The 24,511-nt window shown below is 53.5% G+C and carries 21 protein-coding genes and 1 other RNA gene; 7 read left to right on the top strand and 15 right to left on the bottom strand.

From position 1 onward, the window contains the following. Positions 1-83 precede the first annotated feature (83 nt). From murC to rsmI, 13 genes are all read right to left on the bottom strand, one after another. Positions 84-1,541 (bottom strand): UDP-N-acetylmuramate--L-alanine ligase, encoded by a 1,458-nt coding sequence (murC, locus tag BZG25_RS04205; protein ID WP_046073969.1) that lies wholly within the window; start codon positions 1,539-1,541, stop codon positions 84-86. A 10-nt stretch (positions 1,542-1,551) separates the two neighbouring features. Next, positions 1,552-2,613, bottom strand: coding sequence for an undecaprenyldiphospho-muramoylpentapeptide beta-N-acetylglucosaminyltransferase (gene murG, locus BZG25_RS04210; protein WP_077638558.1), 1,062 nt, complete (start codon positions 2,611-2,613; stop codon positions 1,552-1,554). Then, the gene (gene ftsW, locus BZG25_RS04215) at positions 2,606-3,811 is read right to left on the bottom strand and encodes a cell division protein FtsW (protein ID WP_046073967.1); all 1,206 of its coding nucleotides are present in this window, start codon (positions 3,809-3,811) and stop codon (positions 2,606-2,608) included. Before ftsW ends, murG begins: the two co-directional genes overlap by 8 nt. Continuing rightward, a complete protein-coding gene (gene murD / locus BZG25_RS04220; RefSeq protein WP_077638559.1) occupies positions 3,808-5,160 on the bottom strand; it encodes a UDP-N-acetylmuramoyl-L-alanine--D-glutamate ligase in 1,353 nt (450 codons plus the stop codon). The genes ftsW and murD overlap by 4 nt, the downstream gene beginning before the upstream one ends. Before the next feature lie 2 nt (positions 5,161-5,162). After that, positions 5,163-6,245, bottom strand: coding sequence for a phospho-N-acetylmuramoyl-pentapeptide-transferase (mraY, locus tag BZG25_RS04225; RefSeq protein ID WP_046073965.1), 1,083 nt, complete (start codon positions 6,243-6,245; stop codon positions 5,163-5,165). Next, the gene (murF, locus tag BZG25_RS04230) at positions 6,245-7,612 is read right to left on the bottom strand and encodes a UDP-N-acetylmuramoyl-tripeptide--D-alanyl-D-alanine ligase (RefSeq protein WP_077606078.1); all 1,368 of its coding nucleotides are present in this window, start codon (positions 7,610-7,612) and stop codon (positions 6,245-6,247) included. The genes mraY and murF overlap by 1 nt, the downstream gene beginning before the upstream one ends. Further along, the gene (gene murE, locus BZG25_RS04235) at positions 7,609-9,075 is read right to left on the bottom strand and encodes a UDP-N-acetylmuramoyl-L-alanyl-D-glutamate--2,6-diaminopimelate ligase (protein ID WP_077638560.1); all 1,467 of its coding nucleotides are present in this window, start codon (positions 9,073-9,075) and stop codon (positions 7,609-7,611) included. The genes murF and murE overlap by 4 nt, the downstream gene beginning before the upstream one ends. Beyond that, complete coding sequence (locus BZG25_RS04240) at positions 9,068-10,834, bottom strand: penicillin-binding transpeptidase domain-containing protein (RefSeq protein WP_077638561.1); 1,767 nt, start codon at positions 10,832-10,834, stop codon at positions 9,068-9,070. The genes murE and BZG25_RS04240 overlap by 8 nt, the downstream gene beginning before the upstream one ends. Beyond that, complete coding sequence (ftsL, locus tag BZG25_RS04245) at positions 10,831-11,160, bottom strand: cell division protein FtsL (RefSeq protein ID WP_046073961.1); 330 nt, start codon at positions 11,158-11,160, stop codon at positions 10,831-10,833. Before ftsL ends, BZG25_RS04240 begins: the two co-directional genes overlap by 4 nt. A 3-nt stretch (positions 11,161-11,163) precedes the next feature. Further along, entirely contained in the window at positions 11,164-12,114 is a 951-nt protein-coding gene (gene rsmH, locus BZG25_RS04250) for a 16S rRNA (cytosine(1402)-N(4))-methyltransferase RsmH (RefSeq protein WP_046073960.1), read from the bottom strand. A gap of 16 nt (positions 12,115-12,130) precedes the next feature. Continuing rightward, on the bottom strand, positions 12,131-12,589 hold the full coding sequence (mraZ, locus tag BZG25_RS04255; protein ID WP_046073959.1) for a division/cell wall cluster transcriptional repressor MraZ: 459 nt from the start codon (positions 12,587-12,589) through the stop codon (positions 12,131-12,133). 251 nt (positions 12,590-12,840) lie between these two features. Continuing rightward, positions 12,841-13,221: RNase P RNA component class A (rnpB, locus tag BZG25_RS04260), an RNA gene on the bottom strand. Between the two features lie 54 nt (positions 13,222-13,275). Beyond that, positions 13,276-14,133, bottom strand: coding sequence for a 16S rRNA (cytidine(1402)-2'-O)-methyltransferase (gene rsmI / locus BZG25_RS04265; RefSeq protein ID WP_046073958.1), 858 nt, complete (start codon positions 14,131-14,133; stop codon positions 13,276-13,278). Between the two features lie 61 nt (positions 14,134-14,194). Here rsmI and BZG25_RS04270 point away from each other — a divergent pair, with 61 nt between their 5' ends. The 5 genes from BZG25_RS04270 (at position 14,195) to BZG25_RS04290 (ending at position 19,837) form a co-directional block, all read left to right on the top strand. After that, positions 14,195-16,045: a penicillin-binding protein activator gene (locus BZG25_RS04270; protein WP_158010251.1), complete on the top strand. Its 1,851-nt coding sequence runs from the start codon at positions 14,195-14,197 to the stop codon at positions 16,043-16,045. Next, the gene (locus BZG25_RS04275) at positions 16,042-16,407 is read left to right on the top strand and encodes a YraN family protein (RefSeq protein WP_046073956.1); all 366 of its coding nucleotides are present in this window, start codon (positions 16,042-16,044) and stop codon (positions 16,405-16,407) included. The genes BZG25_RS04270 and BZG25_RS04275 overlap by 4 nt, the downstream gene beginning before the upstream one ends. A 3-nt stretch (positions 16,408-16,410) precedes the next feature. Further along, on the top strand, positions 16,411-17,001 hold the full coding sequence (locus tag BZG25_RS04280; protein WP_046073955.1) for a phosphoheptose isomerase: 591 nt from the start codon (positions 16,411-16,413) through the stop codon (positions 16,999-17,001). 3 nt (positions 17,002-17,004) lie between these two features. After that, complete coding sequence (locus BZG25_RS04285; protein ID WP_046073954.1) at positions 17,005-17,550, top strand: BON domain-containing protein; 546 nt, start codon at positions 17,005-17,007, stop codon at positions 17,548-17,550. A gap of 334 nt (positions 17,551-17,884) precedes the next feature. Beyond that, a complete protein-coding gene (locus tag BZG25_RS04290) occupies positions 17,885-19,837 on the top strand; it encodes a TonB-dependent receptor domain-containing protein (protein ID WP_077638563.1) in 1,953 nt (650 codons plus the stop codon). A gap of 105 nt (positions 19,838-19,942) precedes the next feature. On the opposite strand, the gene lptG is transcribed toward BZG25_RS04290, so the two are convergent. Then, the gene (lptG, locus tag BZG25_RS04295; protein ID WP_046073953.1) at positions 19,943-21,016 is read right to left on the bottom strand and encodes an LPS export ABC transporter permease LptG; all 1,074 of its coding nucleotides are present in this window, start codon (positions 21,014-21,016) and stop codon (positions 19,943-19,945) included. Continuing rightward, positions 21,016-22,116 (bottom strand): LPS export ABC transporter permease LptF, encoded by a 1,101-nt coding sequence (gene lptF / locus BZG25_RS04300; RefSeq protein ID WP_046073952.1) that lies wholly within the window; start codon positions 22,114-22,116, stop codon positions 21,016-21,018. The genes lptG and lptF overlap by 1 nt, the downstream gene beginning before the upstream one ends. Positions 22,117-22,307: 191 nt before the next feature. Here lptF and pepA point away from each other — a divergent pair, with 191 nt between their 5' ends. Beyond that, positions 22,308-23,819 carry a leucyl aminopeptidase gene (gene pepA / locus BZG25_RS04305; protein WP_077606071.1) on the top strand — a complete coding sequence of 504 codons (1,512 nt, stop codon included), beginning with the start codon at positions 22,308-22,310 and terminating at the stop codon, positions 23,817-23,819. A 151-nt stretch (positions 23,820-23,970) separates the two neighbouring features. Beyond that, complete coding sequence (locus BZG25_RS04310; RefSeq protein ID WP_077606070.1) at positions 23,971-24,501, top strand: DNA polymerase III subunit chi; 531 nt, start codon at positions 23,971-23,973, stop codon at positions 24,499-24,501. Positions 24,502-24,511 lie beyond the last annotated feature (10 nt).

Consider the following 24,511-nt stretch of genomic DNA (forward strand, 5'->3'; position numbering starts at 1 on the left):
TTTTCCCACAAAGACGATAAAAACCGATGTTTATTCTCGCAACAACCGATGTTGACCGCTATTTTTATCTCGCCAGCTACTTTTTATTGCGCCATTTTAGCCTTGTCTAGCTGCTTTGCCGCTAAATTTTTTGCTACTTTACCAATATCACCCGCGCCTTGTGTTAAAACCAAGTCATTAGGTTGCAGCACGTTGGCTAACGCCGGGGGTAATGCCTCAGCATTAGGCACAAAAATAGGATCCAGCTTCCCGCGCGCGCGAATGCTACGACACAAGCTTCTACCGTCAGCCCCCGCAATCGGCGTTTCACCCGCTGAGTACACATCCAGCATCAGCAAAACATCCACTTTTTCCAACACATTGGCAAAGTCATCATAAAGATCGCGCGTACGGCTGTAACGGTGTGGCTGAAAAATCATCACTAAACGATGGTCTTGCCAGCCAGCGCGTGCCGCTTTGATGGTCACGTCCACTTCACTGGGGTGATGACCATAATCATCCACCAGCAAGGCGGTGCCATCCTCCACGGCAAACTCACCGAGTTGGTCAAAACGCCGCCCTGTACCCGCAAAATTGGCTAAAGCACGTAAAATAGCCTCATCGTCGACACCATCTTCTGTGGCGACAGCAATCGCCGCTGCCGCGTTGAGCGCATTGTGCTGGCCTGGCGTATTTAAACGAATCGTCAGTGTCTCGCGGTGAGGGCGTGTGACTTTAAACACGCCACACTGCCCATGCTGTTGGTAATCATGTAAACATACATCGGCATCTTGCGAGAACCCGTAAGTGATCACTTGCCGTCCAATCGACGGGATCAGCTCACGAACGACCGGATCATCAATACACACCACCGCCAATCCGTAAAAGGGCAGATTATGGAGAAAGTCGATAAACGTCTGCTGCAATTTCGCGAAGCTACCACCATAAGTGTCCATGTGGTCCGCTTCTATGTTGGTGACAATGGCGACCATTGGCTGCAAGTGTAAAAAGGAAGCATCACTTTCATCTGCTTCGGCAATCAAATAGCGACTGCTACCTAACCGCGCATTGGTGCCTGCACTTTTTACCAACCCTCCATTGACGAACGTGGGATCTAACCCTGCCTCAGAGAAAATTTGTGTGACCATCGCGGTGGTGGTGGTTTTGCCGTGTGTACCGGCAACGGCAATTCCGTGCCGGTAGCGCATTAACTCGGCAAGCATTTCCGCCCGACGCACCACAGGAATACGCGCCGCCTTTGCCGCTTCCACCTCTGGGTTATCCGGCTTGATGGCCGTCGATACCACCACGACACTGGCTTGTTCAATATGGCTGGCTTGATGACCGATAAAAATCTGCGCCCCCATAGATGCCAATCGCTCTGTGACGATATTCTGTGCAAGATCCGAGCCGGTTATTTGGTAACCTTCATTAATCAGCACTTCAGCAATACCACACATGCCTGCACCGCCGATCCCCACAAAGTGGATCCGCTTAACCCGGCGCATTTCCGGGATCATGGTGCGAATTTTTTCCAGCTGCTGATTATCCAATTTACCCATTCTCTATTCTCTATTTGTTGGCGTGCGTGACGATGACGTCCGCGACACGGGCATCTGCATCAATAATGGCCGCCTCTCGCGCTGCCGTCGCCATCGCTAACAAGCGCGGACGGTCAAGCTGGTTGATTGTCTCAGCCAATGTGCTTGCTGTCAGTGATGGCTGTTCAATCATTAAAGCCGCACCACGGGCGACTAAATAATCACCGTTGAGTGCTTGTTGCCTATCGGCATGCATAAAGGGGACGAAAATCGCCCCAACGCCAGCCGCCGCCAGCTCAGAAACCGTCAATGCCCCGCTGCGGCAAATCACTACATCGGCCCACGCATAGGCCTCGGCAACATCGTCAATAAATTCGCTGACAACCACATCGCTAACACCGGTTTGCTGATAAGCATCCCGTGTCAGGTCGGCGTTATGCTTGCCTGCTTGGTGGCGAACCGTCACCGCTTGCTCGGTGAGCGCGACCGCCTCGGGGACCGTTTGGTTAAGAATACGCGCCCCTTGGCTGCCTCCCATCACCAAAATCCGCAACGGCCCTTCTCGTTCATGCAAACGGTGTTCAGGCGCCGGAATATCACACACATCTCGGCGCACCGGATTACCCACCACTGTCTTGCCATCGAATGCGCCAGGAAACGCTTGTAACACCTGTTTGGCGACCTTCGCCAACCAGCGGTTGGTTAACCCTGCGACCGCATTTTGTTCATGTAAGATAACGGGCACACCGCTTAACCACGCCGCAATGCCACCTGGACCACTCACATAACCGCCCATGCCTAACACAGCATCCGGTTTAACCCGTTTAATGACTTGTCGCGCTTGCCAAATCGCACTGACAATCATCCAAGGGGCTCGTAGCTTGCGCATCAGCCCTGAACCAATCAAGCCTTTAACGCGAATAAATGCGATCTCGATGCCATATTTAGGCACCAAATCGGCCTCCATGCGATCCGCAGTGCCCAACCAACAAACGTCCCAGCCTTGTTTCTCTAAATACTTGGCGACGGCGAGCCCCGGAAAAACATGCCCACCGGTGCCACCTGCCATCACTAATAATCGTTTTTTACGCATTGTTAGGGTCTTTATCTTGATAAGGGTTTCTTTGATGTGCTTGCGATGTGGCTAAGCGATATTCATGATCAATGCGCAATAAAAGCGCCACGGCCACCGCCATGATCACCAAGCTGGAGCCCCCGTAACTGATCAACGGTAAGGTCAAGCCTTTAGTGGGGAGCATACCAGCAGCAGCCCCCACATTGACCATGGTTTGGAACGCAAACCAGATCCCAATCCCGAAGGCAAGAAAGCCACCAAATAGTTGGTTTTGCTCGAGGCAACGCTTACCAATAAACAAGGCTTTAAACACCAAGTAAAAAATCAAACACAAAATGACGCTGACGCCCACCAAGCCAAGCTCTTCGGCAATCACCGCAAACACGAAATCAGTATGGGCTTCTGGCAGATATTCCAGTTTTTGGATGGAGTTACCGAGCCCTTGTCCAAACCAATCTCCGCGACCAAATGCCATCAAAGACTGGGTTAGCTGATAACCACTGCCAAACGGGTCTTGCCATGGGTCTAAAAAGGCAGTGACACGGCGCACTCGGTAAGGCTCAGCGACAATCAAGCCGCCTACCAAGGTCAACCCGGTGATCAGCAGCGCAATAAACTGCCACAGCTTGGCCCCTGCAATAAACAACATGCCCACAGTGGTGACAAACATCACCACCACCGAGCCTAAATCAGGTTGTGCCAACAGCAAGCTCGCAAACAGCAACAAGACAGCCAGCGGTTTGGCAAAGCCGCGGAAATGCTCACGCACCTCACCATGACGACGCACTAGATAACCGGCTAAAAAGACAAACAAAGATAACTTGGCGATCTCCGCAGGCTGAATATTGATCCCAGCCACAGAGATCCAGCGCGCGGCACCATTGACAGACCGACCCACAGCAAGCACCGCCAGTAACAATAGCGACGAGAGCAATAACATGTAGCCGCTATAGCGCTGCCACCAATGCACGGGAATGTACATCACTACCACTGCGGCGACGATGGCGACGGTCAGATAAAAAGCATGACGCTTGGCAAACAAAAAAGGCGCATCCGCCAGCCTAAGCCCCACAGGCAAAGATGCCGACGTCACCATGACTAACCCGATGACCATCAACAGCAACGACGTCCACACTAACTGGCGATCGTATAACACGCCAGGAGACGGTGTCCGAAGCCACTGCCAGCAGTATTGAGGAAGTCTGCGCACGGTCATGTCTGCCTCGCAATCATCGATTCTACGCCCGCGATAAAAGCGTCACCACGGGCAGCAAAATTAGCAAATTGATCCAGACTCGAGCAGGCGGGCGATAACAACACCATATCACCGGCTGTCACTTGATTAGCAGCGGCCGTCATCGCTTGTTGCAGAGTATCGACACAGTGCGCCTGCTTATCGAGCTGTGCTAACTGGGCTTTATCCTTGCCAAAGCAATAAAGCGATACCGAGAGTTTCGCCAACGCCGGTTGTAAAGCGCGAAAGTCGGCGCCTTTACCATCGCCACCCACCAAAAGGTGTAACCGCCCGTCGAGATCCAAACCATCAAGCGCCGCCAGGGTACTGGCCACATTGGTGGCTTTTGAATCATTGACCCATAGCACGCCCTGATGCTCGGCGACTTTTTGGCAACGGTGCGGGAGGCCTGCGTACGTGCTGAGTGCCGCTTTTTGTCCTTGTTGGCTAATGCCGACACTGTCAGCCAGCGCCATGGCCGCCAGCCCATTCGCCACGTTATGACGGCCCACCAGTCCCAGTGAAGAGACGGGAAGCAGTGGCTGGCTGTGTGCCGCTAACCAAGCTTCACTTTGGTGACTGATGAGGCAATAATCGCCTTGGTGGAAACCAAACAGACGCATGGAGGCGGCGCTGTTCGTTTGCAGATCATCGTGCGTTTGCGGATCATCGGCATTGGCAATCAGGGTAGTCGCATGGGTGAAAATACGGCACTTGGCGGCACGATAATCGGCCAAGCTGCCGTATCTATCCATGTGATCTTCTGAGAAATTCAAAAAGGCCGCGCCATCTAGAACCAGCGACTCGGTGGTTTCGAGTTGAAAGCTCGACAACTCCAACACATACAGCTCGTGACCGCGGTCGAGCAAGTCTAACGCCGCCACACCAATATTGCCGCCGACGCCAACATTCATGCCTGCCGCTCGAGCCATTTCGCCCACTAACGCCGTGACAGTACTTTTGCCGTTGGAGCCGGTGATCGCCACCACGGGCTGGTCGCAATACCAAGCAAACAACTCAATATCCCCCACAACAGGGGTGCCCGCTGCATGGACTGGCAGCAAGGCGGGTGTGCGCAGCGATATCCCAGGGTTAGTGACCACCAAGTCGGCGTCCGCTAACCACGTGGGTTGCCAGCTGCCTGTGTGCAATTCAACGTTATCCGGCAGTTGGTCTTGCCCCGGAGGCTGCGTGCGAGAGTCCATCACGCGAATGCACGCCTTGGGATGATGGCGGGCAATAAAGCGCACCACTGACAATCCGGTCACGCCCAAGCCCATCACCACGATATGATGAAATTCGGTTAATGAACGCTGGCTCGCGGCTGGCATGATTAGCGTACCTTAAGTGTGGCCAGTGCAATGAGCACTAGCATCAACGAAATGATCCAAAAGCGCACGATTACCCGCGGCTCCGGCCAGCCTTTTAGCTCATAGTGATGATGAATCGGTGCCATACGGAAAATACGTTGGCCGCGCAATTTATAGGAGCCAACCTGCAAGATCACCGACACCGTCTCCATCACGAACACCCCGCCCATGATGATCAGCAACAGCTCTTGACGCACCAGTACCGCAATCGTGCCTAGCGCACCGCCTAATGCCAGCGAGCCCACATCCCCCATAAACACTTGAGCTGGGTAAGTGTTGAACCACAAAAAGCCAAGGCCAGCCCCAACAATCGCGGCGCAAACAACCACCAGCTCACTGCTGTATTGGATATACGGAATATGCAGGTAGCTGGCAAAGTTCACATTTCCTGTCGCCCAAGCAATAAAGGCAAACCCACCGGCGACCATCACGGTGGGCAAAATCGCTAACCCATCGAGACCATCCGTCAGGTTGACCGCATTGCTGGTCCCCACAATCACAAAGTAGGTAAAGACCACATAGAACAAGCCAAGTTGCGGCATCACATCTTTGAAAAACGGTACCACCAACTGAGTGGCTGCGGTGTCCTTGCCGTGCGCATAGAGGGCAAACGCCACCCCTAACGCAATGGCGGATTGCCAGAAATACTTCCAGCGCGCGACCAGCCCATCCGTATTCTTGCGTACCACTTTGCGGTAATCATCAACAAATCCCACCGCGCCATAGCCAAGCAGGACCACCATCACCGCCCATACATATGGGTTGGCCAAGTCCGCCCACAAAAAGACCGTCAGACTGATGGCCGCGACGATCAGTACCCCGCCCATGGTCGGTGTACCGCGCTTGCTAAAATGAGATTCAGGGCCTTCTTCACGGACCACTTGGCCAATTTGCATCGATTGTAGGCGTTTAATCAAACGCGGCCCGGCCCATAGCGAGAACAATAGTGCGGTTAATGCACTCACAATCGCTCGGAACGTCAGGTATTCAAACAACCGCATCGAGGGTAAAAGGTTTTGTAGCGCTTCCGCTAACCATAAAAGCATTAGCAAGCCTCCTTGATGGCGGCAACAACGGCTTCCATCGCCATCCCGCGAGCGCCTTTAATAAGAATGGTGTTAGGTGTCTGTGTATTTATCATGGCTACGACATGCGCAATGAGCGCCTCTTTACTATCAAAATGGTTACCGCCACAGCATTCGCTGATCACACGGCTATCGTTTCCAGTCGTGAAAACTTGGTGTAACTGCGCTTGCGCGGCATGCTCTCCCACTTCACGATGCATTTGTTCACTGTATTGCCCAAGCTCAGCCATATCGCCCACAATGAGCCACTTTTCGCCTGGGTAGCTGGCCAGCACATCAATCGCGGATTTCATTGCCGGCACACTGGCGTTGTAGGTGTCATCAATCAACCTCAAGCCTGGTCGAGGCTCAGTGACCTGAGTGCGTCCCGCAGCATTTTCCATCGCCGCTAAGCCACTCACCACATCGTCCAACGCCACGCCTGGTAATTGCATGGCCGCACAGCCTGCCATCAGCGCATTGGTAATATTGTGCAATCCGGGCAGAGGCAAGGTCACGGTTCTTTGTATCTGGCCGTCACTCAAGGTCATGTGATAACAGCCCGAATCAGTGAGCGTGCTATCTAGCAACCTCAGTGGTGCCGCCTCAGTGTCAGTGACGGTGATCACCTGCTTGTCAGCCAAGACCGCTTGCCACTTTTCGCCGCCGTGGCTGTGCTGATTGACCAGAGCAATGCCACCTTCTGGTAAGCCTTGGTAGATCTCTCCTTTGGCAATCGCCACTCCTTCCAATGAGCCAAATCCCTCAAGATGTGCCGCGGCCAAGTTAGTCACCATAGCAATATCGGGTTTAACCAACGCGGTGGTATAAGCGATTTCGCCAATATGATTCGCGCCCAGCTCAATCACCGCATACTGGTGCTCAGGCGTCAGTCGAAACAGGGTCAGTGGCACACCGATATCATTATTGAAATTACCCGCAGTGGCTAACGTGGGTCCTTTTTGCGCGAGGATCGCCGCCAACATCTGCTTCACGGTGGTTTTACCGCAGCTGCCGGTAATGGCAATGGTGGACACCTGACACTGGCTTTTCACCCACGCCCCGAGTTGGCCAAGGGCAATACGCGTGTCCTCCACCAGCAATTGAGGGATCGCCACATCCAGCGGACGATCGACCACTATCGCCGCCGCACCGGCCTCTTTGGCTTGAGCCGCAAAGTCATGGCCATCAAAGCGCTCCCCTTTCAGGGCAACAAACATCGCCCCTTCGCCAAGCTCGCGGGTATCCGTGGTAATGGCATCAACTTGCGGGCTCGCCGGTATCAACTCACGTTGTAAAATCGTCGCGTTCACCGCGTGCGCGAGGGTATCGAGTGAGGTCCGAATCATGATAACTCCTTGAGTTGCGCCGCCACCGTCTCTCGGTCGGAATAGTGCACCTTGCCGTGCGCCAACACTTGATAATCTTCATGGCCCTTGCCTGCGACCAAAACAATGTCCTCGGCTTTCGCTTGGCGAATAACCTGGCTCACCGCGTCGGCGCGATCATGTTTTACCCATGCGCGCTCTGGCGCCTCCATGCCCGCAAGCATGTCTTGAGTAATGGCTTCAGGCGCTTCGCTGCGAGGGTTATCATTGGTTAACACCGTATGATCGGCATGCTGTTCGGCGAGGCGGGCCATTAACGGCCGCTTGCGTGTATCACGGTCTCCGCCACAGCCAAATATGCACCACAGCGCGCCTTTACAATGACGTCGCAACGCAAGCAGCGCTTTCTCCAGCGCATCGGGCGTGTGAGCATAGTCAACCACGACTGTCGGTTTGTCAGCGGCGAGAAAAACCTCCATCCGCCCTGTGACAGCTTGCAGCTGCGGGCTCACGGCCAATAACGGCGCTAACGGATAGCCCAGCCCCAATAAGGTGGCCAAGCTCACCAGCAAATTGCTGACATTAAAATCTCCCACTAATGCCGCTTGGATCTCGCCTTGCCCCCACGATGAGTCGACCTGTACCCGCACACCGTCGCTGGCATAGGCGACCGAGGTTGCGCGCACAAACGGGCCTGTATGTCCATCTAATGAGGAGGTGGTCATGGCGACAGCGATAGCGTCTGGCCATTGCTTGAGCCAAGTGCGACCCACCGTATCATCCGCATTGATGACTTTAAGTGGCGAGCCTAACTCAAACAGTTGCTTTTTCGCCTCGGCGTAGGCGTCGAGGGTGCCGTGATAATCAAGGTGATCATGACTTAAATTTGTAAACACCGCGGCATCAAAGGCAAGGCTGGCCACGCGCCCTTGCACCAAGCCGTGCGATGACACTTCCATCGCCACATGCCGGGCACCTTGCTCAACGAAATCGGCTAATTGGGCTTGAATGCTAATCGCGTCCCCAGTGGTGTTGTCAGCGGCTTTAAGCGCGCCAATAAAGCCGTTCCCCGTGGTGCCCATCACGGCTGTGCGTTGATCTAAAGCGTCTAGCCATTGGGCAATCAGTTGCGACACCGTGGTTTTGCCGTTGGTTCCGGTGATACCAATCAACCCGAGGTGTTGCTGAGGATCCTGATAAAAGCGCGCCGCCATCGCCGAGAGGGCATGAGGTAACGCGCGCAAGCTGATCACTGGCACCTGATCGCGCCAGGCTATCTGGTCGTTTTCACCTTGTTGCACCACGGCCGCCGCGCCTGCCTCAATCGCTGCTTGAATAAACTGGCGACCGTCAACCTGGTGACCTTGAACCGCCACAAATACATCACCGGCACCGACTTGGCGACTGTCTAATGTCATTTGCTGGACCGAGAGGCTGGGCACATCCGCCAGCCACGGGCTCAGCCATTGGTTTAAATCATTCATTCCGGTTCACTTCACTTGCATATTTTGCCACTTGCAGCCCAGGGCCTGTGCCCTTGTCCGGCGCAATGTTTAAGATCTGGAGCGCACTTTTCATCACATCCGAAAACACCGGCGCCGCCACTTGGCCACCGTAATACTTGTCACCTTGTGGCTCGTTGATCACCACCACCATCGCTAGCCTTGGGTTGCTGATCGGCGCAAGGCCCGCGGTATAGCCGATATACTCATCGCCATAACCGCCCGCTACCGCCACTTTGGCCGTACCGGTTTTCGCCCCGACTCGGTAACCGTCCACCGCAGCACGGCGCGCACTTCCGCCCTCTTGCGTCACGCCTTCTAACATTTGCAGCACTTTATAAACGTTCTCACGCGACGCAACCTGCTTGCCTTCGGTCACCCCTTCACGCTTTAAAATACTCAGCGGTCGATTGATCCCCAAGGCGCCGAGGGTAGCGTAAGCGCGTGCAAGCTGCGTCGGGGTCACCGACAGGCCATAACCAAAAGCCAAGGTGGCTCGTTCAAAATCGGACCAACGACGACGAGAAGGAAAATGGCCCACCGACTCACCCACAAGCTCGACACCGGTACTGGCTCCCAAGCCAAAGCTGCCGTACTCGCCCAACAGGGTCTCCACTGGCATCGCTAAGGACAGCTTACTCACACCAATGTTGCTCGACTTTTTGAGGATCCGCGCGAGATTGGCTTTACCCACTTTGGACACATCCCGCACGCGGCTTCCGCCGATTTGCATGATGCCATTGCCGGTATCAATTACGGTGTCCATATCCGCGACACCGTTTTCCAACGCGGTAAGCACCACAAAGGGCTTCATGGTTGATCCAGGCTCAAACACATCGGTGATCGCGCGGTTGCGCATATTAAAACTTTTCAGCGAGCTACGATTATTAGGGTTATAAGAGGGGGCGTTAACCATCGCCATCACTTCGCCGGTTTTCACATCCACCATCACCAACGAGCCAGACGTGGCGCGATAGTCGGCCACCGCTTGCTTAATCGCCCGGTAGGCAATGGCTTGCAAACGCTGGTCGATACTGAGCGTGAGTGATTGGCCTTCTTTTTTGTCTTCAGTGGCAATATGTTCAACCACACGACCAAATCTGTCTTTACGCACGGTACGTTTGCCATGCTCACCGGCCAACCAGTCGTCAAACCGGCGTTCAATGCCTTCCAGGCCATGGCCATCAATCCCCGTCATTCCCACTAAGTGGGCACTCACCTCCGCACTAGGATAAAAACGGCGAGACTCGGCTTTCAGTCCCACTCCGGGCAAGTCGAGCTTGTTTACATACGAGGCCATTGCTGGACGCACTTGACGCTGTAAATAAATAAAACGCCGCTTGCGGTTCGCTTGAATCTTGTCAATCAACGCCTGGCGGTCTAGACCCAGCACGTCGGCCAGCGCATACCAGCGCTCAACGTTGTTCAGCCCTTGGTGTTTAAACACAGTCACCGGATCGGCCCACACCGCTTGCACGGGGACACTGACCGCCAACGGCTCACCTTGGCGGTCTTCAATCATCCCACGCGCGGAATGCACCTGCTCCACGCGCACTGAGCGTAAATCCCCTTCATGACGCAGCCTGTCTGGCTCAATCACTTGGATATACGCCGCACGCGCCACCAACGCCACTAAGGCAAACGCAATAAACACGCAAATAAGGCCAAAGCGCCACTGGATGAGCACAGGTGGCGCTTTTGGCGTACGGCGATTGGCTGGCTTACTAGAACGTTTTTTCACCGGCTATTACTCAAAGACCGTTTTACGATCACTTCGTTATCACTGGTTGGTCGAATCATGCCAAAATCCTCACGCGCGACCGACTCAACATGGCTGTGCTCAGACAACGCATTTTCTTCCAGCAACTGATTTCGCCACTCCACTTCAAGCGTTTCGCGCTGCTCAAGCAGTGCATCTTGTTTGGCAATCAAACTGCGCGTCGATTGCGTCATTGACACCACAGCGATCGCTGATATCAGCACCGCGACCAACAAACCCAACGGCAACTTACCGATGGCCAGCACGTCCTGACGAATTTGTTTGGCGAGGCTGGGGCGCGGCTCCATGATTTACCCTAATTTCTCCGCCACGCGTAACACCGAGCTACGCGCACGCGCATTGTGTTCAACCTCTTTCGCAGAGGGCTTAACCGCCTTACCAATCGGTTTCATCGCGGCTGAGCCCATCTCGGCAATTTGTGCTTCGGTTAAAGGCACCCCTTTAGGCACGTCTGGACCTTTGCTTTGTTTGCGAATAAAGCGCTTCACCATCCGATCTTCTAACGAGTGAAAGCTGATCACAGACAAACGGCCACCGGGGGCGAGGCTTGCCAACGCGCCTTGCAGCGCTTGCTCAATCTCATCGAGCTCGCTGTTGATATAAATGCGGATCGCTTGGAAACTGCGCGTCGCCGGGTGTTTTTTCTTTTCTCGAAACGGCACCGCATTATCAATCAACTTGGCCAGTTGGTTGGTCGTAGACAGCGCTGGCGCCTCCTCGTCCTCGCGATGGCGGACAATCGCATTGGCAATCCGGCGAGCAAAGCGCTCTTCGCCAAACACTTTTAACACCCAAGCAATGTCATCTGGGCTGGCAGTTTCTAACCACTGCGCCGCTGACTGACCAGAACTCGGATCCATGCGCATATCCAAAGGGCCGTCATGCATAAAGCTGAATCCGCGGCTAGGATCATCCAACTGCGGAGACGACACGCCAAGATCGAGCAAGATCCCATCGACTTTTTCACTCAAGCCACGTTCACTCAAGTAAGTTTCAATGTCAGAAAACGGCCCATGGATAATATGAAAGCGGGGATCGTCGATGGTGTTGGCTTCTTCAATCGCACGAGGGTCGCGATCAATGGCGTATAAGCGCCCGTTCTCACCCAGTTGAGACAAAATATGACGGGAGTGACCGCCGCGACCAAAGGTACCATCGACATAAATGCCGTCTGGCTTTATCGCAAGGCCGTCTACCGATTCGTTCAATAGGACGGAAACATGGGTATATTGTTCTGACATAAGTTCACTTCATTATTTACAGAGAGAGGTCTGCTAACCGCTCACTGATCATCGGGGTTGATTCCGCCTGTGTGTCCATATCCTGGCGAATTTGTGCCTGCCATGTTTGCTCATCCCAAATCTCAAACTTGTTGAGTTGGCCCACCAGCATCGCTTTGCCCTCAAGCCCCGCATATTGACGCAACGCCGCGGACAGCAAGAGTCGCCCTTGGCTATCCATCTCACAATCAAACGCATGACCGAGTAGCAACCGCTGTAAACGCCGTTCTGCTGGCTGAAAGCTCGATAGCTGTGCAAGCTTATCTTCTATCACTTCCCACTCCGGGACGGGATACAAGGCCAAACAAGGGAGCTGGTGATCGATCGTGCACACAAACTGGCCGTCACAATGGTTAATTAAGCCATCGCGATAGCGAGTGGGTAGGGCAAGCCGCCCTTTCTTGTCGACCGATATGGCACTGACGCCGCGTAGCATGGCGCTATTTTCCCTTTTTCACCAAGATTATCCACTTTACACCACATTTTCCCACCCAGAAGTGTACGTAGCAGGTAAAAAGAAAGTCAAGCAAGCCATGACAGTGACAAGGATCACACTTAGGGAGATTAAAGAGATATTTCAGCGGGTTAATCCTTGAGTTAGCCAATCTGCTACATGAGGTTATAACCAAATCGTCTGACTCAAACGCTGAAAAAGAGAGGGCGAGCCCAAAAGGCTCGCCCGATAATGAGGTGAGTTGGCCTGTAAGCCGGGTTCTGTACCGTAAAAACGGTGGTAACCATTCGTCTAGGCCTGCAATTGCTCACAGGCTCCAGCAACCTACCCGTCCCCAAACGCGGGCCGCGCCAATAGGGACCTATTTGGTCTTGCTCCGGGTGGAGTTTACCGTGCCACGAACTGTTGCCAGTCGCGCGGTGCGCTCTTACCGCACCCTTTCACCCTTACCTGTGCTCCGAAAAGCCATCGGCGGTCTACTCTCTGCTGCACTGGTCGTAGGCTCGCGCCTCCCAGGCGTTACCTGGCACCCTGCCCTGCGGAGCCCGGACTTTCCTCCCCTTCATCAGTCTCCCGTGGGACATCAATAAAGCAGCGGTTACCCGGCCAACTCGAGCGGGGGAGTATATAGAAGAATACCCACGCAAGCCAGGGTAAATCACGCTCAGCTACAAATTCTCTAGGCCCCATTTATAGAGTGCGTTCTTTTTAACCGAATACAATTCCGCCACCAATGCCGCGGCTTTTTTGAGTGGTAACTCAGCTGCTAACAAACTCAGCGCGTGACAGGCAGCTGACGGCAAGGCGTTTTTATCGGCGCGGTGGCCCGCGACCAGTAACACCATTTCACCGCGAAGCCGATTGGCATCTTCGTTTAACCACTCAATCAGTTCGCCCAATGGCGCCCCATGAATGGTCTCAAAGGTTTTGGTCAACTCACGTGCCAATACCACGCGGCGCGCCTCACCCAGCACTTCACGCATATCCGCCAAACTATCGCGAATCCGGTGCGGCGATTCATAGAAAATCAAGGTCCGAGGGTCATCGGCCAACGCGCGGAACGTATCTTGACGTGCTTTTGTTTTCGGGGGCAGGAACCCTTCAAAACTAAAGCGGTCTGAAGGCAAACCAGAGGCACTTAATGCGGTGACCACCGCGCAAGCGCCAGGTAAAGGCACCACTCTCACGCCAGCTTCACGGCACTGCGTGACAAGGTGGTAGCCTGGGTCGCTAATCAGTGGTGTCCCCGCGTCCGAGACTAGTGCGACCGACTGACCTTGTTGTAAACGGGCTAATAACGCTGCCGCTTTTTGCTGTTCATTATGCTCATGTAAGGCAAACGTTTTGGCATTAATAGAAAAATGCGAAAGCAATCGTGCGGTATGCCGTGTATCTTCGGCGGCAACCAGATCCACGCTGGCTAATACATCGAGAGCACGCTGGGTAATATCCGCCAAGTTGCCTATCGGTGTCGGCACAATGTACAGCGTGGGGTGAGCATGGTCGGATAGATTTGCATCAGTCATTTGTTTAACAACCCTTCGGCGATTAAGATAGGGGCAACGTTGTCACGGTTGAAACATGTTCATGGTTAAACTTACCCAGAAGCGTCAAAGTGTAACACGACTTATCACCCCTGTAGCCCTAGCGTTAGCGCTGGCTGCATGTAGTGCGCCGTCCACCACGCCAACCGCGCGTGATGTCATCAGTCAGCCAGCAACAGAGAACTCGACATTTTACCTGTTGCAAGCGGAAACCAGCCAAGGCGAGAAGCAAAACGACTGGTATCTACTGGCGATCAAAGCGCTGATTAACGAGCAGCAGTTTAACCAAGCGGACGTGCTATTGCAGCGCTTGTCAGAACGCCAACTCAATACCGAGCAGCGTATTGAGTGGACACTGGCTCGGGCGCGCTTTTTCGCAAAAACCGGCCAACTTGCCGACGCCAATCAGGTGCTGGCGCTTTCACCTGACTGGCAACTTAACGACAGTCAGTATGTCCGCTTTTACCAGCAAAAGGCCAAGATTGCCCGCCAGCAAGATCGGGCGCTCGACGCGGTAAAAAACCAGTACCAATTAGCGAATTATGCCAACGCCGATGACGCGCAGCAGGCATGGAATACCTTGTGGCAAGATTTACAGCTACTGAGTCAAAGTGAAATCAAACAGTTGCAAAGCAGCGACGATGACATCCTCGCCGGCTGGGTTGATTTACTTGATATCGCTCGCCGTTACACCGGCGATGTGGCTGAGATGCAAAACCAACTGGATGCGTATTTAGCGTCGCATCCTGCGCATCCAGCAAACCAATATCTCCCTGATAACTTGGCCGATATCCAAGCATTGACCATCACCCAACCAACACGTGTTGGTGTGATGCTGCCATTGACCGACAAATTCTCCGAGCAAGGGGATGCGATTCGCGATGGTTTTGTCGAAGCCATGCTAGATGCTGATAGCGAGCAACGCCCTGAAGTCCGTTTTTACGACACCAACGCCCTAGACGTTAAAACGCTCACCCAACGCATTACCCATGACGGCGTTGATTTTGTGGTTGGGCCGCTGCAAAAACATAAAGTCGCCGCCGTCAGCAACGCCATTGCTGGGCAAGTGCCTTTGTTAGCACTGAATGAACCCACGGATGACAACTATCAGCAAGGGGTATGCTATTTTACCTTGTCGCCCGAACAAGAAGCGGCGCAAGCGGCTGATCGCTTGAACCAGCAAGGGTATCAATTCCCACTGGTGCTCTATCCTGACTCTGCCTTTGGTCAGCGGATGCGTGATGCTTTCTCCGCGCGCTGGCAATCATTGACGGATACAGACGTAGAGCGCGCACCGCTGGGTGATCGTGATAAGATGCAAGCACGCATCCGTGATATTTTCGGCTTAGACGCGAGCCAGCGCCGAATCGCCCAAATGAAACAGCTCACCGACTTGCCTTTGCAATCGCAAGCGCGCAGTCGGCGTGACATTGATGCGGTTTATATGGTCGCCGGCGCCGCTGAGCTCACCTTGCTCAAGCCATTTATCGAAGTCGCAATCAACCCAGATGTCCAGCCACCCAAGCTGTACGCGAGCTCGCGCAGCAACAACCGTGCAGACGGCATGGGACAACTAGCCGAACTACAAGGCATAGAGTTTAGTGATATTCCGCTGCTTATTAGCCCGCAAAGCGCAGCGTACCAGCGTTACCAACAGCGCCACCCATCGCCGAGCAATAACACCACACGTTTACACGCGCTTGGGATGGACGCATACGGCTTACTAAAAGGGTTGCCACAGATGCAGGCACAGCCCGGTTATCAGTTTAGCGGCCAGACCGGTCAGCTCTCACTCGCTGAGCACTGTGTTATTCATCGACAACTAGACTGGGCGCGCTTTGGTAAAACAGACATCGAGCCGGTTAACCACCAAACGAGACGGGACGGGCAGTGACAGGTTCGCCGACTAGGGCAACAGGGCAGGCTTACGAAGCACAAGCTTGCCAATACCTCGCTCGTCATGGGCTCCGTGTTTTAGATAAAAACGCGCACAGTCGCCGCGGGGAAATCGATCTGGTGATGCAAGACGGTACCTGCTTGGTGTTTGTTGAGGTTCGTTTTCGCCGCGGACGTGGTTTTGGTGGCGCAGCGGCCAGTATTACCGCTGCTAAGCAAAAGCGTTTAATTCTCGCGGCAGAACGCTGGATGCAGTGCCACGGGGTGAAAAGTACACAAACAGAATTTCGCTTTGACGCCGTCACCTTTGATGGCAGTGTTGAGGCGGTTAACTGGATTAAAAACATTGTTCAAGGGTAAGTCATGCTAGAGAGCATCAAAGAGAGCTTTACCGAAAGTATTCAAACCCAGATTGCTGCTGCCGAAGCGATCCCTGAGTATCTGTCACAATCGGCACAGGTGATGGTACAAAGCCTGCTTAACGGCAACAAAATTCTTTGCTGTGGCAATGGCGGATCCGCGGCCAACGCGCAACATTTTGCCTCTTGCCTGCTTAATCGCTTTGAAACCGAGCGTCCGAGTTTGCCAGCGTTAGCACTGACCACAGACACCACCACCTTAACGGCGGTGGCCAACGATTACAGTCATGATGAAGTGTTTTCTAAGCAAGTTCGTGCGTTGGGACAAGCTGGCGATATCTTGCTGGCGATTTCCACTAGTGGTAACAGCAAAGACATCATCAAAGCCATGGAAGCGGCCGTTACCCGTGATATGACGATTATTGCAATGACCGGCAAAGACGGGGGAGAGATGGCCGGTTTGCTCGGACAGCGCGATGTAGAAATCCGTATCCCATCACAACGCACGGCACGGATCCAGGAAGGGCACTTACTCACTGTGCATTGCTTGTGCGATCTCATCGATCAGGTGCTCTTCCCCTCTCACGGAGAATAAATCATGCGCCTGATAGTCACCTTGATGTTTGCGCTTGCCTTGCAAGCGTGTTCCACCGTGTATTCTTCCGATCCACGCACCACTGGCGAGGAGTGGCAGGACACGCAAATTGGCCTAAACACCGCTGGGATTGTCAACAAGCCACCGTTTAGGAACAAAATTCGAGCAAAAGCGGCCGCTTTTCAAGGGCAAGCTCTGTTGGTGGGGCAAAGCACCGATCCGGCTCTGACCGAGCAACTGGTTGAGCGGATTCGCGCGTTAGATAATGTCGACGTAGTCTATAACGAAGTGCGCGACGCACCGATGATTGGCCTTGCCGATATCAGCACCGATGGCTGGCTCACAACCCGCGTCAAAGCAGCATTCGTGGCTGATGATCAGTTGCGTTCGGTCAACATCAAGGTGATCACTGAAGCCAGAGAAGTGTTTTTAATGGGGGCAGTGACCCAAGCGCAAGCGGACAAAGCGGTGGATATCGCCCGCAATGTGCGTGGCGTTGAGCGCGTGATCAAAGCTTTCCAATATGTGGGTGACGACAACTCGCCATAAGGCGCGCCTCACACTCACGATAAACGGTCTATCTATCAGCCGGCCTCTTGTTGCCGGCTTTTTTACGCCGGGACGTTGTCTACTGCTGCGTCACTCGCACTCCCCCACTCGTTATCTTGTTTGTCGTCAACCGCGTTGCTTTCTCTTTACTCTTTTCTTTCTTTTTTATCTTCAAGAAAAAACATCAGCGCTACATCTCTTCCCTAATCACATACAAAACAGTTACAAACACTAATGATAATGGTTGTTATTAGAATTTTTGATAGTGAATCCTATTTGCGCCTGATATAGTCCCGCCACCAACAAATGAGAACTATTTGCATAGGAGTATGACATGCATTTACGTTTAAACCCGCTTACCCTTGCTCTCATTACGGCAGGCACGCTAAGCCTCCCCACACACGCCCAAGACGCACAGCCCGTGGAAACGGTGACGGTCACCGCCGATAGCCTACAGGGCAAGATGGCGGTCAGTGCTGAAGAGCTAGAAGCACGTCAGGCACAAGATCTGGAAGACATGTTTCGCGACAACGCCAGCATCAACGTCGGTGGTGGCGTAGGTGCCGGACAGAAGGTCTATCTACGGGGTGTTGAAGACACTAACCTCAACATCACCGTCGATGGTGCCGCACAAGGGGGTTACTTATTCCACCACCAAGGACGTTTAAGTATTGAGCCCGAGCTTCTCAAGCGAGTCGGGGTCGAGTCAGGTCCAGCGAGTGCCGACAGTGGCCCCGGCGCGCTGGGCGGCAGTGTACGTTTTGAAACCAAAGACGCACAAGATATGCTGCGCGCCGGCCAAACTATCGGTGCCCGACTTTCAGGTGGTCTTGAAAGTGCAGCCAATGCCACCTCTGGCAGCTCTGCCGTCTATGGTCGCTTGGGAGAGTCGCTCGGTATTCTTGCCTACATGAAAGGCCGTAATAGTGATGACTATCGCCACGGCGGCGGCGATCTGCAGCCGGCAACGGCGAGCCAACAACGTAGCTACCTAGTTAAGTTATCACTGTTAAATCATGGCGATCACGATGTCCGTGTCAGTGCCGAGCGTCGTACCGATCAGGGCGATTACTTTGTCCGTGCTCATATGCCCTACTTCAGCCGCCAGTCTCGCAGCTATCAAGAGACCGAGCGCGAAACCCTCTCTTTTCAACATCGCTGGGCACCGGATTCTGACTGGATTGAATTGACCACCAAGTTGTATCAAAACACCTTAGATCTGGATCGGATTGAAAGCGAAACCTTTAGCCGGGCCCGTCAAATCGGCGGCGATATTCGTAACCAAATGCGCTTTGATACCGGCGCGGTACAACATGCGCTCACCGCGGGTATCGATATGTTCGAGCAAAAAACCGAAAACCTCGATTACGATGAAGCCAGCGGCGCTAATAACCAAGATAAAGCGCGCAATATCGGCCTGTTTTTACAAGATAGAATGACAGTCGGCGATCTTGGCATTGCATGGGGCGCACGCTTTGATGACTACCACACCGATTATGGCCAAGCGGGCGAAGTCGATGGCAGTGAGGTTTCACCTAACGTGCAACTGAGCTATCAAGCGACGGACAACCTACGCCTCCATGCTGGCTACGGTGAAGCCGTGCGCGGTGCCAAAACGCGGGAAGTGTTGCTGATTGGCGGTGCCGTTGAAGTAGATAAAGATTTACAGCCCGAGCACGCTAAACAAGCTGAAATCGGTGTTGAGTGGCAAGGCTATGGCATGTTGACCAAGCAAGACACCCTGAATCTGGCGGTCACCGGCTTTAATACCCGCATAGAAAACTTCCAGGCGTATGATCGCGGCAGCGACCCGCACTACCTTTACAACCTCGAGGATGAGGTCACGAGCCAAGGTATCGAGGCGCGCGTGGGTTGGGCGCTCAATCAGTTCGATACGCAGCTTAGCTATAGCCATGTCAACATGGAAGATGAAAACGGCGATCCTCTAGGCGACGAAATGGCAGTCGGCGCATCAGTCGGTAATACTTGGGTGTGGGATACGCAATATCAATTGGTCGATACGGATGTCAGCTTAGGTTATACCCTGACAGGCGTTGAGCGCTTAACTGATGTGCAAGACGGCGATCACGAGAAGCCTGGCTATGTAGTGCATGATGTACGCGCGCAGTGGCAGCCAGCGGCCTACCAAGGGCTCACGGTTTCATTGGCGGTCAACAACCTGCTCGACAAGGAATACAGCGAGCACAGCTCGTTCACCTTAAGCAGCGGCAGTAGCATGCCTGAGCCAGGACGAGACCTACGTTTAGGCATGAGCTACAGCTTCTAAGCATTGACTCTCCTATCCGTGATACACAAAGGGCCGACAGCATGTCGGCCCTTTTTAGATCCTTTTCGATGGCTCACTGCCAAGCGATAATTTGCACCTGACCAGTTACAGTTTACGCCGGAGCAGCAGTAAGGTGATCACTAAGAAAATCACACTTGGGGTAATGGCACCAATCGCTGGCGGTAATTTGTATACCAAGCTCATTGGCCCAAAGACCTCATTGGCAATATAAAAGCCAAAGCCAAAAATCACCCCAGAGAGCACGCGTGCCCCCATGGTAACGCTCCGCAGTGGGCCAAACACAAAGCTGAGCGCCAGCAACATCATGACCGCAATCGACAAGGGTTGGACGGCTTTTCGCCATAAGGCGAGTTCATAGCGTGAGGCATCTTGCTGAGAAGCTCGTAAGTAAGTCACATAACTGTACAAGCCTGATAAGGATAACTCCTCGGGTTTTACCGTCACGACCGCCAGCTTGTCTGGCGTGAGGGTGGTTTTCCACACCAGTTGATCTTGCTGCACGTTAGAAATCGCTTCGCGCTTTTGCATCCGAGTAATGGTGACGTCTTTGAGCATCCAGCTATCTTGGTTGAGATAATCGGCACTTTCAGCAAACACCACATTGGTCATGTTTTGCTGATCGTCAAACTTCCAGATGCTCACACCCGTGAGATTATCTTGCTCATCGGCACGAGCGATATAAATAAAGTCATTGCCGTCTTTCGCCCATACGCCGCGCCGTACCGACATCACATTGCCGCCTGATTTAGCGATGGCACGTAACTCACGCGCGGCTTTTTGCGCATCGGGCGCGCCCCATTGGCCCAGCACCATCACGATTAGCATCAAGGGAATCGCCGTTTTGAGCACCGACATGCCAATCTGCAGTTTAGAGATCCCCGCTGCCTGCATCACCACCAGCTCGGAGCTGGATGCCAGCATCCCCAAGCCAATCAAGGCGCCCAGCAATACGGCCATCGGGAAGAACATTTCAATATCGCGCGGCATGCTCAATGCCACGTATAAAATCGCCTTGCCCATGGTGTAAGTACCATCTCCCACCGAGCGCAGCTGCTCAACAAATTTAATGATGGCTGATAATCCCACCAGTGTCGCCAAGCACAAGGAGGAGGTGCCAATCAGGGTGCGACCAATATACCAATCAAGAATGCGAAACATCAGGCAGATCCTTTTACGCTAGCTTTGAGTTTTCGCACCGGTAGCGAGTCCCAACCGGCAAGCACGACGGCCAATAACAAGGCGGCGACATTAACACTCCAAAGCCCAATTTGTGCCGGGAGATCGCCGTCTTCGACCGCTGATTTAGCCGCACTGATCGACAAAAAGTACGCCAAGTAAATCAAAATAGCGGGGAAGAGCTTGGCAAATCGTCCCTGACGCGGATTCACCGCCGACAATGGCACCACAATCATGGTCATCAATGGAATACACAGTACCAAGGAAATACGCCACTGTAGCTCAGCGCGTGCTTTCAAGCTCGACTCACCAAACAGCTGCAAGGTAGGCACCGCGTCCCAATCGCGGCTTTTCTCGCGCACCTCGCGTTGACCAATTAAGACCTGATAGTTCTCGTAGGTGGTCACGCCATAGTTAAGCTGGGTCGGCAGCCCCTCAGTACGGGTGCCATCGACCAAGTCCAGTACTTGGCGGCCATCGTCGAGCTCAGAAACATAGCCTTTATCCGCCACCACCACGTTGGGCAACAAGGAGTCACGCGGCACGGGCTGGGCAACAAATACCTGATTCAGGGTTTGGCCATCATCTTCAATATTATCAACAAAAATCACCGCCTCGCCCGAGGGGGCGCTTTGAAACTGTCCTTGCACCAGCAACTCAAGCCCTGATTTAGCTTCCAGCTGCTCCATGACTTCTAACTCTTGGTTATTGGCCCACGGTGTTAGCCAGAGTGCGTTAAAAGCGGCCACCGAGCCGGTAATGATGGCCAAGTAAAGCGCCGCGCGGATCAGAAACTCATTGCCGATCCCGGTGGCATTCATCACGGTGATCTCACTCTCAGCATACAGACGACCAAAAGTGATCAAGATCCCGATATACAAACTAAGCGGCAACATCAACATTGCCATGGACGGCATGTACAAACCCACTAAGGTAATAATTTGATCACTGGGGATCGATCCTTCTGTGGCATTGGCCAGCACACGGATGAACTTTTGACTGAAAAAGACCAGAAATAACACAAATAAGACTGCAACTTGCGTCTTAACCGTCTCCCGGATCAAATATCGAACAATTATCAAAGCGAAGGCACCTATGGAAAACTTGTTTTTTTACTCGAATAACTATAGTTTCTGGTTTAATTAGTTGTTTTCTAATCTTTCGGCCATTTGTTGACCGCCGGCTAATCCGGGCGCATCTAGAGCGTTCAACAACATAGAGGCGGCATTATCCAACATTTGGTCTCAATTGTCTTTAGGATCTAGGAGTACAAATGGAGTTCAGTGTAAAGAGCGGTAGCCCCGAAAAGCAACGCAGTGCCTGTATTGTCGTCGGTGTGTTTGAGCCTCGCCGCCTCTCCCCAGTGGCCGAGCAGCTTGATAAAATCAGCGACGGCTACATCAGTGCCCTGCTGCGCCGCGGTGATCTGGAAGGTAAACCCGGCCAGGTGCTCCTGCTGCACCATGTCCCGAATGTCCTATCAGAGCGCGTATTGTTGGTCGGCTGCGGCAAAGAGCGTGAGCTCGGTGAACGTCAGTATAAAGAAATCATCAAGAAAACCATCAGCACCCTCAATGAAACCGGTTCAATGGAAGCGGTCTGCTTCTTAACCGAGCTGCATGTTAAAGGCCGTGACACTTATTGGAAGGTGCGCCAAGCGGTTGAAAGCACCAGAGACAGCCTGTACACCTTTAACCAATTCAAAAGCGTTAAGCCAGAAATTCGCCGCCCACTGCGCAAAATGGTGTTCAATGTGCCAACGCGTCGTGAGCTGAACCTGGGTGAGCGCGCCATCGCGCACGGTTTGGCGGTTGCCTCTGGTGTTAACGCCTGTAAAGACTTGGGTAACATGCCACCGAACGTGGCCAACCCGGCATACCTTGCCTCGCAAGCGCGTCGCCTTGCCGACGACTATGAAACGGTCACAACCCGTATCATCGGCGAGCAAGAAATGGAAAAACTGGGCATGCATTCGTACTTGGCGGTTGGCCGAGGCTCAAAAAATGAGTCGATGATGTCGATCATGGAGTACAAAAATAACCCTGACCCAGACGCCAAACCGATTGTATTGGTGGGTAAAGGCCTAACCTTTGACTCGGGCGGCATTTCCATCAAGCCTGGCGCCAACATGGACGAAATGAAGTACGACATGGGTGGCGCTGCCTCCGTGTTTGGGGTAATGCGCGCGCTGGCCGAGCTCAACCTACCGATTAACGTTGTTGGGGTGCTGGCAGGCTGCGAAAACATGCCAGACGGCCAAGCCTATCGCCCGGGTGATATTCTCACCACTATGTCAGGCCAGACAGTAGAAGTGCTCAACACCGACGCCGAAGGTCGCTTGGTACTGTGTGACGCCCTCACCTATGTCGAGCGTTATGAGCCAGAGTGTGTGATCGATGTGGCGACCTTAACGGGCGCGTGCATCATGGCCTTGAGCCACCACATCAGCGCCTTGATTGCCAACCAAAACCCATTGGCGCACGATATTATTAACGCCTCAGAGCAAGCCGGTGACCGAGCGTGGCGTCTGCCAATGACTGACGAGTTCCAAGAGCAGCTCGACAGCCCGTTTGCCGATATGGCCAACATTGGCGGTAAAGGTGGCGGCACCATCACCGCCGGGTGCTTCTTGTCACGCTTTGCCAAGAAATACAACTGGGCGCACCTGGATATCGCGGGTACCGCATGGAAAAGCGGCGGTAAAGAAAAAGGCTCAACCGGCCGCCCCGTGCCATTGTTGGTGCAATTCCTACTTAACCGCTCTGGCCTAGAAGTGGAAGAGTAACGAACACAAGGAGGCCAACCGGCCTCCTTTTTTTGTTCACGCTTTATTCAATACTGGTGTCAGTGCGCACAATCGGCTATGTTGTTGGGCTCGCGCTACCCGGACACCCTGCTTTTGGGACGGAGGCCGTTTCTCATATTTAGGAGCGTATATGCCCACCGCCACCTTTTATTTGCTATCGCCGACTGATTCAGCCGACGATACCGAACGCCCGGGGCTAACACCCGAACAGCAAGCGCGTGAAAGCAAAGACAGTGACACGCAACAACGTGACACACAAATCATAGTAGCAACCGCTATCGAACTGGCTTTTTACTACTATCAACAAGGGCAACGCATTTACCTGGCCGCGCACGACCAAGCCCAAGCGCATCAACTCGATGATCTACTGTGGCAACGTGACCCGGATGTATTTTTGCCCCATAACTTGGTCGGTGAAGGGCCGCGAGGCGGCGCACCGGTGGAAATCGGCTGGCCTGGCGTACGTCATACGGGTCATCGCAGCGTGCTTATCAATTTGGCGACAGAGCCATCAAATTTTGCGCCTTCGTTTGCACAAGTGGTAGACTTCGTCCCTTGCGATGAGACGCTCAAACAGCACGCGCGTCACCGATATAAAGCATACCGACTGGCAGGCCTGCAACTTCATACCCTGGCCATCGACCAATCGCCCAAACCTTGACGATCTTTCA

It is taken from the genome of Salinivibrio sp. ML198 (genome assembly GCF_001996015.1).
Taxonomy (GTDB): Bacteria; Pseudomonadota; Gammaproteobacteria; order Enterobacterales; family Vibrionaceae; genus Salinivibrio; species Salinivibrio siamensis.

Bases quoted from the DNA above. Each gene is read 5' to 3' on its own strand.
- pepA (WP_077606071.1), top strand. From the start codon at position 22,308: ATGGAGTTCAGTGTAAAGAGCGGTAGCCCCGAAAAGCAACGCAGTGCC.
- ftsL (WP_046073961.1), bottom strand. From the start codon at position 11,160: ATGGAGCCGCGCCCCAGCCTCGCCAAACAAATTCGTCAGGACGTGCTG.
- murE (WP_077638560.1), bottom strand. From the start codon at position 9,075: ATGAATGATTTAAACCAATGGCTGAGCCCGTGGCTGGCGGATGTGCCC.
- murC (WP_046073969.1), bottom strand. From the start codon at position 1,541: ATGGGTAAATTGGATAATCAGCAGCTGGAAAAAATTCGCACCATGATC.
- mraZ (WP_046073959.1), bottom strand. From the start codon at position 12,589: ATGCTACGCGGCGTCAGTGCCATATCGGTCGACAAGAAAGGGCGGCTT.
- rsmH (WP_046073960.1), bottom strand. From the start codon at position 12,114: ATGTCAGAACAATATACCCATGTTTCCGTCCTATTGAACGAATCGGTA.
- rsmI (WP_046073958.1), bottom strand. From the start codon at position 14,133: ATGACTGATGCAAATCTATCCGACCATGCTCACCCCACGCTGTACATT.
- BZG25_RS04270 (WP_158010251.1), top strand. From the start codon at position 14,195: ATGGTTAAACTTACCCAGAAGCGTCAAAGTGTAACACGACTTATCACC.
- BZG25_RS04285 (WP_046073954.1), top strand. From the start codon at position 17,005: ATGCGCCTGATAGTCACCTTGATGTTTGCGCTTGCCTTGCAAGCGTGT.
- mraY (WP_046073965.1), bottom strand. From the start codon at position 6,245: ATGCTTTTATGGTTAGCGGAAGCGCTACAAAACCTTTTACCCTCGATG.
- murD (WP_077638559.1), bottom strand. From the start codon at position 5,160: ATGCCAGCCGCGAGCCAGCGTTCATTAACCGAATTTCATCATATCGTG.
- murG (WP_077638558.1), bottom strand. From the start codon at position 2,613: ATGCGTAAAAAACGATTATTAGTGATGGCAGGTGGCACCGGTGGGCAT.
- BZG25_RS04290 (WP_077638563.1), top strand. From the start codon at position 17,885: ATGCATTTACGTTTAAACCCGCTTACCCTTGCTCTCATTACGGCAGGC.
- BZG25_RS04280 (WP_046073955.1), top strand. From the start codon at position 16,411: ATGCTAGAGAGCATCAAAGAGAGCTTTACCGAAAGTATTCAAACCCAG.
- BZG25_RS04310 (WP_077606070.1), top strand. From the start codon at position 23,971: ATGCCCACCGCCACCTTTTATTTGCTATCGCCGACTGATTCAGCCGAC.
- lptG (WP_046073953.1), bottom strand. From the start codon at position 21,016: ATGTTTCGCATTCTTGATTGGTATATTGGTCGCACCCTGATTGGCACC.
- ftsW (WP_046073967.1), bottom strand. From the start codon at position 3,811: ATGACCGTGCGCAGACTTCCTCAATACTGCTGGCAGTGGCTTCGGACA.
- murF (WP_077606078.1), bottom strand. From the start codon at position 7,612: ATGATTCGGACCTCACTCGATACCCTCGCGCACGCGGTGAACGCGACG.